This is a genomic window from Photorhabdus tasmaniensis (assembly GCF_011189505.1).
GTDB classification, from domain to species: Bacteria; Pseudomonadota; Gammaproteobacteria; order Enterobacterales; family Enterobacteriaceae; genus Photorhabdus; species Photorhabdus tasmaniensis.
Map to the genome: position 1 here is coordinate 58,022 of NZ_PUJU01000013.1, position 12,461 is coordinate 70,482.

Annotated in this window: 9 protein-coding genes; 2 read left to right on the forward strand and 7 right to left on the reverse strand. The window is 48.3% G+C overall.

Annotated elements, in window-relative coordinates; all coding sequences use genetic code 11:
* Window positions 1–4: 4 nt before the first annotated feature.
* From tssG to C5471_RS08235, 7 genes are read right to left on the reverse strand one after another with little or no spacing between them, the layout of a single operon-like run.
* Entirely contained in the window at window positions 5–1,096 is a 1,092-nt protein-coding gene (gene tssG, locus C5471_RS08205; protein WP_133813248.1) for a type VI secretion system baseplate subunit TssG, read from the reverse strand.
* A complete protein-coding gene (tssF, locus tag C5471_RS08210; RefSeq protein WP_133813247.1) occupies window positions 1,093–2,961 on the reverse strand; it encodes a type VI secretion system baseplate subunit TssF in 1,869 nt (622 codons plus the stop codon). The genes tssG and tssF overlap by 4 nt, the downstream gene beginning before the upstream one ends.
* 3 nt (window positions 2,962–2,964) lie before the next feature.
* A complete protein-coding gene (gene tssE / locus C5471_RS08215) occupies window positions 2,965–3,498 on the reverse strand; it encodes a type VI secretion system baseplate subunit TssE (RefSeq protein WP_133813246.1) in 534 nt (177 codons plus the stop codon).
* A gap of 3 nt (window positions 3,499–3,501) precedes the next feature.
* Complete coding sequence (locus C5471_RS08220) at window positions 3,502–4,137, reverse strand: DUF3540 domain-containing protein (RefSeq protein WP_133813245.1); 636 nt, start codon at window positions 4,135–4,137, stop codon at window positions 3,502–3,504.
* Window positions 4,138–4,161: 24 nt separating this feature from the next.
* Window positions 4,162–5,220: a pentapeptide repeat-containing protein gene (locus C5471_RS08225; RefSeq protein ID WP_133813244.1), complete on the reverse strand. Its 1,059-nt coding sequence runs from the start codon at window positions 5,218–5,220 to the stop codon at window positions 4,162–4,164.
* Complete coding sequence (locus C5471_RS08230) at window positions 5,217–7,766, reverse strand: DUF2169 family type VI secretion system accessory protein (protein ID WP_133813243.1); 2,550 nt, start codon at window positions 7,764–7,766, stop codon at window positions 5,217–5,219. Before C5471_RS08230 ends, C5471_RS08225 begins: the two co-directional genes overlap by 4 nt.
* Window positions 7,767–7,787: 21 nt before the next feature.
* Window positions 7,788–10,292: a type VI secretion system Vgr family protein gene (locus C5471_RS08235; protein WP_133813242.1), complete on the reverse strand. Its 2,505-nt coding sequence runs from the start codon at window positions 10,290–10,292 to the stop codon at window positions 7,788–7,790.
* 278 nt (window positions 10,293–10,570) lie between these two features.
* Between C5471_RS08235 and C5471_RS08240 the strand changes: the two genes are divergently transcribed.
* Both C5471_RS08240 and C5471_RS08245 read left to right on the forward strand, forming a co-directional pair.
* Window positions 10,571–10,972 (forward strand): hypothetical protein, encoded by a 402-nt coding sequence (locus C5471_RS08240; RefSeq protein WP_133813241.1) that lies wholly within the window; start codon window positions 10,571–10,573, stop codon window positions 10,970–10,972.
* Between the two features lie 181 nt (window positions 10,973–11,153).
* On the forward strand, window positions 11,154–12,092 hold the full coding sequence (locus C5471_RS08245; protein WP_133813240.1) for an Rpn family recombination-promoting nuclease/putative transposase: 939 nt from the start codon (window positions 11,154–11,156) through the stop codon (window positions 12,090–12,092).
* The last annotated feature ends 369 nt before the right edge of the window (window positions 12,093–12,461 follow it).

Below are 12,461 nucleotides of genomic sequence, written 5' to 3' on the forward strand. Positions count from 1 at the left end.
ATGACTACGCAGCGTTATCCGGACGGAAACAGAGATCACTGCGATCATGATGGGGGATGTTAAGTCCTAACCAACAGCTCTGCCCCAGCGGCTGATGGCCTCCTAGTGAACATCCCTGATAATGCTGATGATCCAGCGTGATTCTGAGCTTCCAGGTATATTCAAGGCCGACATAACCCCGAACCCAGTCACACAATTGCCGGAAATCATCACAATTGGATGTGGTAAACCGTGAAGCCGGCAAGAAACGCTGATATGCCGACCAAGAGAGTGGGCCAAGCTCCAGACAAAATGCATATTGCACATCAGCCACAGCAATACCGAGACGGGCAGTATTCCCTAACCGGGCACCACCATGACCGTTATGCAGCCGCAACTGTTCATCACGGTCAATCGCCAGCCAGTGAAACTGATTTTCATGTAACGTCACCGGCAAACCAAAGTGGTAACGCAGCAAGCACAGCAAACCGTCTTTATTACGCGGATAACGGCTCAGGTGCCCGGCCATATAGTGATGTGTCCGCTCCTGACGGAGACGGTAGCCCGGAACATGTCCCATACCGATCAGACTGGCAAAAAAGTGATCGAAACGGCGGTTATCGTTACGGTCAAAGGAGAGACAAGGCTGGGCATCCGCCCACGCCCGCCAGAATAGCGTTATCAAACGATGCTGAAACAGATTGAAAAAGGCACTCAGCACATAATCTTTATGTTGCTTCTGACGTTGCCAGGCAAATTCAGTGACATGTAAAGGCAGGGGGCCATTCGGGCCAAACAGACCAAAGTTATTGATATTAATCTGATAGCGGATGCCATCTGGGTCAGGCACGATAGCCGCAATTTCTGCCGGCGCAAAGCATAATGCCGGCTGTTGCCCCAGACGCAATGGTTCATAGCGCGGTAAAGGTGCACGCCCCAATGGATAAGGGGCGCCTGACTGTGCATCAATACGCCGCAACAACTGAAACAAATCGAAATCCCACGGCGCTTTTTCTCTTGCTGTCCAAAAATGATCATCAAGTGCAGATGAAACGCTATGCGCTTTCTCCCCGACCAGTACTATCTGATTGTCGGCATGTATGGCAAATATCTTCATAACAGTGCCCTCACGCCATTACGTCCCGACCAGAACCCGATCGTTCCCCGCTGCACACTGGACAGCGTCGTTTCCGCAAAACTGTTCACGGTCACCAAACGGCTAAACAGGTGCGCCAGCACACTCCCCATTAACCAAGGAGATCGACCAGAAAATGCCTGCTCGTCTACCTCCAACTGCACACTAATTCCACGTCGAAACAGTGGCGTACCGGTCATATGACGATGTTGCGCTTGCAATCGACAACACCGGATACCACTAATCTGCTGTGCAATAACCGCATCCGCCTGACTGGCATGAAAACGTAATAGCCGCCGTAATTCCGTTTCACCCTGTTTAGTGGCGCAATCCTGCAAACTAAAGTAATTAAGCTGTAACTGATTGATCAACTGCCAGCAAACCCGGCTCTCTGCCAGAGCCGGGCGGGGTTCACTGGGACCTTTGCGCAACCGCACAGCGGAGACGGGAACCGAATCCTGCATCACCAGGCTCTCCTGTGCCTGTCGTTGCAGTAATAGCGGCAGATCACGATTGGTACACAGAACTTCCGCACTGAGGTATTTCAAATCACTGCGCCAGGGCGGATGATGCTCATCCGCCAGAGAGAGATAAACTTCACTGCCAAGATAATCAGAACGCATACCATAGCGGTTCATATTCTGTGGCAGCAAACGTGATTCACGGCGGATAGAAAAATACCCCGCATTAACCAATGTGTCATCATGCTGCGTGTGATAAAGGGGATGAAAAATGTAGCGCTCGTCACCGTCATGCTGGCTACCAATACCGCGTAATGCTGTGACGGAAAAAACCTCATAATCAAGCGGACGCATGTTATCAACCACCACATGGTATTCATGTTGCTGCTCATTGATCGTCATCGGTTCGGCTGCACGTGGAAAAAGATTGATGGCAGGGGTACAATGCAAAGCCAGATGGCTGACATCCACCACCTTTTCCAATTGTGGCGAACGCACATCCAACAAGATCTGAATTTCCAAGCACTGTCGCTTGCTTGCCTGCGCCAGCAGCGGCTGTAAACCACTGATGCTGAAAAACTGGAAACGGGCCGGAAAAGCAAAGTATTCCTGTAACAAGCGATACGCTTCAACATTGCGCAAATCAACCGGCAATAATGCCTGCTCCGGGGCAAAGCCCTCATGACATAATGCCTGTGGCGGTAGCAATAACCGTTGCACCGAACTGCCGGGAATATGGCACAACACCCCCTGACAGTGCGCCATCAGTAATTCCAGCAGTTGTAAGGCTGGAACATCACCGCCACTGAGGTAGAACATCAGCTCATCACATTGCAATTCGCCCAGTAACACATTATCAAAACACGATAGTTGAATACGCAAAGCACCCTGCACCTCAGCACCACCAAACGCAGAAAGAGGGATATCCGCAGGCACACCGCCCAATTCCACTAGGGATAAACGCAACGGCTGCAAACTCACATCCTGCGCGGTACGGTAACGGCAACTGAGCCCCTGCTTTTTCAGTGCCGGACTTTCCATCAGTGAACCACGAGGCACCAGAAAACCTTTGCTCAGATCCCCTTTCGTGGGATCGGGCTGTAATTCCACAATTGCCATTGAAGGCAAACCCGCAAGATAGTTAGGATAAAGCGCTTCCAGTAACTGAGCGGAGAAACGCGGAAACTCAGCATCCATCTTGAGTTGAATACGCGAAGTCAGAAAAGCGACGCCCTCCAGCAAACGCTCAACGTAAGGATCGGTCACTTCATTACCCTGCATTCCTAATCGCCCGGCCACACCAGGATAATGGCGGGCAAACTCATCCCCCATTTCACGCAACCATGCCAACTCACGGTTGTAATACTCCAGTAGTTTTTCATGCATGATTTATCCTCCATCCACCAGCTCAAAACGCCCGTTTTCCAGATCAACATGGCTGCTGAAAGTGAATGCCAATGGGCGGGAAGAACCCCGCAAATGCCCCCGGATTTCAAAGCAGAGAATATTGTGAGCATCCAGCTCCTGATTACCCTGTATACCCGTGATAGTTAATTCCTGCGGCATAATGCGCGGTTCAAAATAAATAATGGCTTCACATATCGTGTGTTCAATACTTTCCCAGCTCACCTGAGAAACAAACTTTCCTGCCAGTGCCCGGATACCGAAATTCAAAGTACTGGTACTAACATGCGGCCATGATGAGAGATCGGCTCCAGAGGAATAATGGTCGCAGTTAAATAACGCCTGCAAATTATGCAGTATCGACAGACGATACTGCCGAGCGCAGCTGCCATACGATGCCTCTTCCCGGCCATTGCTGTTTTCTGTCAGACGTTCAAGCAACATAGGAAAGGTTTGATAACCGGTATATATCGCCGAAGCTCTGCGTTCTCCGGTGTTTTTCTCTGATATTCTGCTCATCGTTCAGCCTATATGAATCTGTTCAGAGTCCACTTTTGTCACCGCCTGCGAGGTAATAATGGTATTACGTGCATGCAAACGGACATAATCACGAGCCTGACAATCCAGTTGTCCAACACGCACATGTTCTGTCTGTTCGACCTTACGCAATACACGCTGACTGATTTGCACCACGGTTTTCCACAATGCTTCCACGCGCCGGCCAAGCAAACAGGCTACATTGACCCACGCCGTCAACTCATCACCGCTGTAACGCATATGGGTGATATGACAATCACTCTGTTGCGCTGTGATCTGTACAGATTGACTATCAATACTGATCTGTTCAGCGCTATGGAGCATCAGCTCTCCTTGCGGAGCAATATGTAAATCTCCCGGAACACTGAGCGTCACCGGCTGCTGTTCATCAGCGCGGCTTAACACCGCCAGCACCCATAGCCGCTGGCTATCGTCACCACAAATCAGTACCTCATCACCGATTTGTGGTATGAGCAAACAACTTATGGCAACACTGCATTGCCAGCCACGCTGCTGATACTCCACGATCACATCCCCTGTTGGCAATGTATTGACGATCTGCCCCGCGGCCTGTTGAGGAAGATTAATCTCTAATGGGAACGATTTTTGTATTGCGTTCATAAGCTAACCTCATAATTAATAGCGCTAACTGCGCGCACTCCACGTCTCTGCCGCAAACAGTGCGTCATCTCGTTCCAAAATGCCCTGACGATCGGAAAATTGGCTGCCCTGCTGGCAAGCCCGGTGCATCAACGTGCGCTTAAAACGCGCCTGACGCAGATCAGCATTACTGATATCCGCCCAACTGAAATCGGCATAGCTCAAATCGCAGGCGGCAAGAGAACAGCCATCCGCTTGCGCATAACGCCACTGGCTTTGTACTAACGTGCTATGGGAGAAATCAGCCTGATGCAGACGGGCAGCAATAAACTGTCCATGATTGATTTTTGCCTGCCGGCACTGTGCTTCACGTAAATCACTTTCAATAAATAACGCGCCTTCGGCCTGTACCTCGTCCAAACAGGCACCGCGCAATGATGCGCCTTTAAAACAGCTTTGCGTCAGTATCGCCTGCCGGAAATCGGCGTGGTCCAGCTGGTTATCGGTAAACTGGCAAGCCAAAAAGGTCAGCCCCTGAAACTGACCTTCGCGCAGATCGCAATGTGCAAACACCCCCCGTTCAAAATAACTGCCTGTAAAGGTGATCTTGCGCAGATCCATGCCGAATAGAGTCAAACTCTGGCAACGGCAGTTATGCATAACACCATTGTGAATATCACTGTCACACAGTATGACTTTATCAAGAGTACTATCGATAAAACGCACCCGATTAAGCCGGGAAGCAATGAAATAGGTACAGCCAAGAACGGCGTTTTGCAAAGAGAGCTGTTCCAACTGGCAATCATTAAATACGCAGTTATCCAGATGAACGAGATCAAAACAGGCTTGTGACAAGGTACATTGCTGAAACGAACACCCTTTCAGCGTCATTCCCTGAAAAGAGGCATATGATAACTGGCATTGCTGAAACACAGTTTCATCAAGCCGACAACAACTGAGATCAACGCTGTCAAAGACAACATTGACAAACACCATACCGGCAAGATCCCGTCCTGCCAGCAAATCACTCGTCAGGCATGTATCTTGAATAATTTCCCCTTGCGCAATCAGCGCACTCAACTGTTCCGATGTTAAAGTTTTCATATTAATTTCCCGCTGGCACAAGGCAGGGTTTTGCACTGATCAAACAGAGCACCTTGTAACTGAGTATTCACATCAACACTGGATTGAGAAATATCGGCACGAAACAGATTGGCACGACGCAAATCCGCTCCGGCTAAATGAGACTTTTGCAGTAATGCCCCCATCAGATTGGCGTCTTGCAAATGACTATGGGTCAGCCGGGTACGAATGAACAGAGAATGACTGCCATTGACGGCACGCATTTGGGCAAAACTGAGATCCGCTTCGCTAAAATCACAGTTTTGCAATATGGCCTCTGAAAAATCAGCCGCTTCAAGAACGATGAGTCGGAAGTTACAACTGGTCAGCCGCGCATGCTGGAACAGACCAGCACGAATATGAGTCTTACCGGTAAACACACAATTTTCTAAATGTGCGTGCTGGTATTGGGCATGATCCAGTACGCTGTCCAGAAAAGTACAACTCTCCATCATGGCATGGTTGAAACGTACCGCAGTAAAACCGCCATTGATGACGGTCATGCGCGTCAAATGCGCATGACTGAAATCCAACTCTTCCGGCACCAGATCCATAAACAGGCAGTTTTCCAATCGTGCCTGAGAGAAGTGACAATGATGCAGCGTACACTGCCGCAACAAAATATCACTCAGAGCAGCTTGGGAAAAATCACACATGACCAGTTCGGCCTGCTCCAGCGACACACCACCAAGGCATGCTCCGGTAAAATAACTGTTGTGACACCGTGCTCCAATCAGGGAAGCATTATCCAGACAAGCGGCCTTTAGCGAAGTATTGTTCAATGAAGCATAAGCCAACATAGCTTCACTCAGATCGGCTTCATCCAGACAACAATGATCCAGATTGGCATTTTCTAACAGAGTACGTTGTAAATTGGCCTGACGAAGATCCAAACCAGAAAGATCCGCACCCGTCAGATCCATGCCACTCAGATCCCGTTTTGTTGCCATGCAAGTGATCACATGACGACGTAACACTTCCGCCTGTTCACCTTGTAACCTGGCTGCCGGCGAGCGCGTATCCGCTGATAGTCGATACATCTGATGTAAACTGCGGTGCGTGCGTTTCAACGCCTCTGGTGTCTGGGACTCCGGCGTTTTTTGTGACTGCTTGTGCAACAGATCCAGCATACGGTAGTAACTTGCCGGGCCAGCCGGGGGAGTACTGGCACGTTCAGCCGCCACATACGCAGTATTTTTTTGCTGAACCCGCTGCTGTATACGCTCTGCCTGCCGTTCCAGACTGGCAACCAGATTGGGTAATTGATCGGCCGTCAGCGCTTTTCCCTCTTTCTGCGGCAACCCGGCAAGCAGTTGATTGATATCCTGCTCTTGCCCCTGACTTCTCGCCTGATGCTGTCGGCGCAAATAGGTTTCACGCCTTGTCATGGTCTCCGCCAACGCACTGGGCGTAACCTGTACGTCATTATCTATCCAGGGCGCAATCAGGCTTTCATCCATCAGATCCTGCTCCCGCAGAGTAAAAAGAGCGCCCTTCTCTTTTTCTGCCCGTTGCGCCATCACCTGCTGATAATGGGTAATCGGACGCTCTGTCTGTGCCAACTCCATCGCCACCAGCATTTGATGTACATCCACAGCATCATCTTCATTAATCGGGCAAGCACCGTGCCAGATGAGCACCATCCGTTCCAAATGAGGCATAAACCATACCGTGGTGGCACGTAAATGGATCTCCTCAAGGCGCATTTCTTCACCGCGCTGGCGGGTAATAAAACAGCGTGCTTGCCAGCACGGTAACGTTCCCTGTTGTACCGCCTGAGTTGGATGCATATTCCAAATACGCCAGATGGCACCCAATGGTAAAGCAGGTTTCCCATCCCACCATTGATCCTGCCCAGCCATATTGAAGAGATGCCAGTCGGTATCACGGGCAAAACCGGGGAATTCATGTGCCAGCCACTGCTTATCGTATTTTTTCCCCATTAAACGACTACGTTGCGGCCAGCTAAAATCCAATGGTGCGAAACTGGCGGGCTGAACACGCTGATGCACTGAATGCAGAAGCTGATCGGGATGTTCAACGTTAGGTAATGGATGCCAAAATATCCCGTCACGGGCAATAGGTTCATCTCCCTTACCTAATGGATTTTCCGCAATACGGCTACCGCCGAACGCATTTTTCCAATCAAGGTGCATCTTCTCGAACGGTTGGGGCGATGAAGGATGCCCGTTCTGCCAGTAGCGATCACCAAACACCAGCAAACTTTTTTCTTTATCAGCAACCTGAATTCTCGCCATGCAAGCCTCTTTTTGCTGCTGATGATTGGTCCAGGCGTAACCGGTAGCAAAGAATTCTGCACAGGGTTTAGGAATCGAGAGATCCAGCACCCCACCGGTACTTTGTAACTCCTGCGCAACCAATTGCCACAACTCCGGTTCCGGCCTGATTTGTGGTGAATCACTCATATCCGTCAGCGCCATCACAGCCACCCCCAGATAGTTTTGCTGCTGCCAGCGCCACGGGCGGTGCAAGACACCCAACCGCAGAGGTTTCATGATTTTCATCATCGGTTCTCCTGTCTTGGTGCGTCAGATAAAAATACTTAAACCGCTGAGACTCAGATTCAGTGCCACGGCATTGATATTTATCTGGCCCATACTGAGGCTAAGAGTACTGGTTGACATATGCAGCGTGGTATTACCGATGTTCAGCATGTTATTCGACATCACCACGCCTTCATTTTTCATGGCAATGGAAGAGTTGGTATAGTTGAGCATATTGACACTTTCTGTCGTGCCACAGACGGTCAAGGTATTGCCGGCATGGGTTTCTATGTGGCCCTCAATTTTATGCACCATATCTTTGGTTTCGATGCACACCTCACCACCACAGTTAAGATGAGCATCGGCATCGGCCTGAATTTTCAGGTTATCTTTAACATGCTCTTGCCAACTACCCTCAATACTCCGTGTTACCGCTCCCTTAATTTCTACTTTTTGATCCTTATCCACGCGCTGCTGATCAACGCCATTGATCTCAACACTAACCCCCTTCTTGTAAACCACTGAGGTCGGGATCTTCTGCTGTTGCTGCTGTTCCGATGCTTTCTGATCCGCTACTTCCTCAGACGTCAATCCTTGCAATGTCGTCAACTTCTTTTGCGCTTGATTATCGGCATCGCTGCTTTCTTTGTTGAGATACAGGCTGTCTCCATAGATTATTTGCTTACCGGCATCAAACAAAATATTGCCCCGCGCATGATGGCTGATGTTTTCTCCGGCATGTTGGCTGATACTCTGGCTGGCCTGCGTCTCTGATTTACCGTGGATACGTTCATACCTGCCACCGGCAATAAAATCTGCACGCCCACCGGCAGCGATAATGGCAGTTTTTCCCAACCGGAAAGTTTGCATATCCGGCATCATTTTCAAGGTATTACACACACCATGATGTTTGAGATGAGTTTCGCCTTTTATCTCCTGAGCTAAGACACCATCGACCGTGATATTTTTATCGTGCTCAACGGAGATATTCATGTCGCGCTCAGCGTGCATGGTGAATGATTCACGTCCCGGCGCATCTTCGAGAAACAGAAAACTGGCATTTTCTACCCCGCCTTTCTTGCTACGGCTCATAAACCCCATCCGAGTCGCGTCATCAGGTAGCTGCCAAGGCGGCATACACTCCTCGTTATAAACCCGTCCGGTCACTAACGGGCGGTCCGGATCACCGTTAATAAAATCAACCACCACCTCTTCACCGATCCGGGGGATCTGCAAGCTGCCATATTTCCAACCGGCCCAACTGCTGGAAACACGCACCCAGCAGGAACTTCGATCATCCGGCTGACCATATCTATCCCAGCGAAACTTCAATTTGACGCGACCGTACTTATCGGTCCAGATGCTTTCTCCCGCCGGACCAGCAACTTCCGCCGTTTGGGGGCCACAGGTTTTCGGCCAGGGCGTTATTCGCTGCGGACGCCAGACAATATCAGCCGGTATCGCGTGGAATGCAGCCCGGAACGGCCCTTTGTCCTGAGGAGTCCTATTCAATTCGTCATACAGAGTGCAGTCATACAACTCATATTCCGCATGAGTCACCAAAAAAGACGGTGTATCAGGTGGACAAGGGTTATTTTGCAAGGTAAAAGTGCATCCCGGAGCCAATCCACATGCCGTCGTATTGCCGTACATCTGTTGCTGCTGCGCTTCAAACGCTTGTTGGCGGATTTGCGCATAAAACTGACCGTGCTGATTGTCGATATAACGTCCCGGCCATTCGAAAACATCCGCCTTATTAACCGCAAACGAGGCTGGATTGCTGCACACTTCCAATAAATGCGCCCGTGGTTTGCGAAAATCGTAATCATCCAGCGTATAAACCCGCGGCGTAATTTCCTGTGCTGTACTCCAGCACATAATACCTTCCTGATGATCAACCACGCCGGGCTGTGCAGCTAAATAGGGAATATGAGCATAGTCATCGTTAAATGGCCGATGTGCATTTGGAGAATCCGCCAGAATTAACGTATGCCCCTTTTCATGATGACTGAAATAATAGTAGATGCCTTCGTGTTCCATTAATCGACTGATAAAATCAAAAGCACTCTCCTGATATTGGACACAATACTCCCATTGATGATAATGGCTGCTGAGACGGTTTTCTATATTGATATGATATTCTGCCAGTAGAACGGCAATAATATCCGGCACACTCTGTCCCTGCCAAATACGACAATCACGGTTTTGGGTCAAATACCATAAGGAAGGATGCAAAGTGAAAATATATAATTTATCGTTTTCTTCCTGTAAATGATGTCCAATATAGTCAATACGTGTAATATCACCATGCAGGAAGCGGGAACCACCCTGTGCCAGCGGGATCTCCAGAGCCATACTCTTACCCAATAATGACTTCATATCGAGATCATTACGTGTACAGAGAAACTCTACTTTAAACTGATACAGCTGCGACAATGATTCACTGCCAGTTAATTTTCTGAAATACAATCTGTCGCCATCAGAAGTATTAAGCGGTATATGCGCAATAACGCGGACATCTGTACGATAATCGGATGTATGACTCGCCATAATCTTCTCCCATAAAACAGGCCCGTATCACTGTCACGGAGCGACACCAGCGCTGACATTCTCAGACAATTATAGGCTTTACCCATCCAGGCAGAACATCAGGTAATAACATGAATATTACGGTTATATCCCGGTTATTTGTTGCTTTCTTATGTAATATCATTACCTTCCAGAAAAATGCTATTATCTGGTGGTTATTTTGATATATTGTTAATTGCAACTCTGCTTAAATAGACTTTATATTACATGTGATTACTCAATATAGCAGGATCGGAATCATGAAAAATTTGTTTGTTATTATGTTACTTCTCTCTGTAATAACCGGGTGCGCGGGTAAAAATAACCCAGACAGACAAACGCAAGCCGAAGAGGGATTGAAATTTGAATTTTCATCCGGAGACAATTTTATCTTAACTCACTCCTGTACAGATAAAATAGATTACTTAGGGCCAGATGAAGGCGGTAATGACCAGATAGAAATAGCGATAAAAAACGATAAACAATGCTTTCCCCACTTTGATGTTTTAATCAATAAAAACATCCGCACCCAAATGACAGTATCATTTAAAGGTACTCATATTGTCACGGCGACTATTCAGACCGCTTTAGGTCCTTCATTCAGGATGGGAGTAAAAGATAAAGAGCAAGCTATGAGTATTGTGAAAACATTGAAAAATTAAAGAATAATATGAGGCGATTTTTGGGGCCTCTATTTATTTTTCGAGTAGGATTAAATCCCACACACCTAACTGGAGGGATACGATCAACGTTTTTGTCAAAGAAAATTCAAGACATCACAATCCGCTCGGTTTTTTGCTTAATATTCCTTCAATATAAAAGAAAATATGCTACCATTCACCGATGAAGAGAAAACACACACCAACGCCACATGACGCTGTTTTTAAACAGTTTTTAAGTCATATTGATACGGCCAGAGACTTTCTAGAGATACATTTGCCCGCGACATTACGGGCCGTTTGTGATCTGGATACACTGCGGTTGGAATCCGGATCGTTTATTGAAGACAATCTGCGGGCGCATTATTCCGACATTTTGTATTCATTGAAAACGGCGCGAGGTGACGGTTACGTGTATTGCGTGATCGAACACCAGAGCACTCCGGACAAGATGATAGCATATCGGCTTATGCGTTACAGTATTTCAGCCATGCAACGGCATCTGGAGCAGGGACATGAAAAATTGCCGCTGGTCATTCCGGTGTTGTTCTATCACGGGAAAATACAGCCGTATCCCTGGAGTACCCATTGGCTCGACTGCTTCGATGATCCGGCGCTGGCGAAGGAAATCTATTCCGGTCCATTCCCGCTGGTCGATGTGACGGTCATCTCGGATGATGAGATCCTGACGCATAAACGGGTTGCGCTACTGGAAATGGTGCAAAAGCATATCCGCCAGCGTGATATGGCGGAGCTGCTGCAAGAGTTGGTTATACTGCTGACGTATGATTACTATACGGATGAACAGCTAAAAAGCGTGCTAAACTACTTATTACAGGCGGGAGATACCGCCGATCCCGAGGGTTTTATCCGGCGACTGGCAGAACAGTCCCCGAAGTATGAGGAGGTACTGATGACAATAGCGCAGAAACTGGAGCAGAAGGGGCACCAGAAAGGGTTTATTGAAGGGCGTCAGGAAGGACTCCAAGAAGGATTGCATAAAGGCGAAAAACAGGGGATCCTGAAAATCGCGTGTACGATGATCGACATGGGTATCGACCGTGAAACGATAATGAAAACTACCGGGTTGAGCCAGAACGAGCTTGAGCAAATACGCCACTAACTCGTGCTGAGAACTCTTAATCAGCATTCAACGATGCGTGTTAAACGAGGATCTTACGGTGACTGTCAGAACAGTCACCGAAGTATGGGTATCGACCGTGAAACGGTGATGAAAATCACCGAACTGAGCCAGTGAGCTTGAACAAATATCCAACAAACTTACTGTTGATACGTTATCGGCATAAAAATGCTTGAGTCAATGCACGAAACACATAGAAGCGGCACATTTACATTCCAAGCGATAAGACCGAGTTTGAATCTACGTGTTTCTGAAATCTCTGTTCTTAAGCAGAGTTGGGGTTAATTAAAGTAACTGCTCCCTGCCCTGATATCTCCGCCCATATATTGGGCGAAGATATCCAGCGATGTT

Excerpts from the sequence above, each read along its gene's own strand:
- tssG (WP_133813248.1), bottom strand. The coding sequence starts at position 1,096 with ATGAAGATATTTGCCATACATGCCGACAATCAGATAGTACTGGTCGGG.
- tssF (WP_133813247.1), bottom strand. The coding sequence starts at position 2,961 with ATGCATGAAAAACTACTGGAGTATTACAACCGTGAGTTGGCATGGTTG.
- tssE (WP_133813246.1), bottom strand. The coding sequence starts at position 3,498 with ATGAGCAGAATATCAGAGAAAAACACCGGAGAACGCAGAGCTTCGGCG.
- C5471_RS08220 (WP_133813245.1), bottom strand. The coding sequence starts at position 4,137 with ATGAACGCAATACAAAAATCGTTCCCATTAGAGATTAATCTTCCTCAA.
- C5471_RS08225 (WP_133813244.1), bottom strand. The coding sequence starts at position 5,220 with ATGAAAACTTTAACATCGGAACAGTTGAGTGCGCTGATTGCGCAAGGG.
- C5471_RS08230 (WP_133813243.1), bottom strand. The coding sequence starts at position 7,766 with ATGATGAAAATCATGAAACCTCTGCGGTTGGGTGTCTTGCACCGCCCG.
- C5471_RS08235 (WP_133813242.1), bottom strand. The coding sequence starts at position 10,292 with ATGGCGAGTCATACATCCGATTATCGTACAGATGTCCGCGTTATTGCG.
- C5471_RS08240 (WP_133813241.1), top strand. The coding sequence starts at position 10,571 with ATGAAAAATTTGTTTGTTATTATGTTACTTCTCTCTGTAATAACCGGG.
- C5471_RS08245 (WP_133813240.1), top strand. The coding sequence starts at position 11,154 with ATGAAGAGAAAACACACACCAACGCCACATGACGCTGTTTTTAAACAG.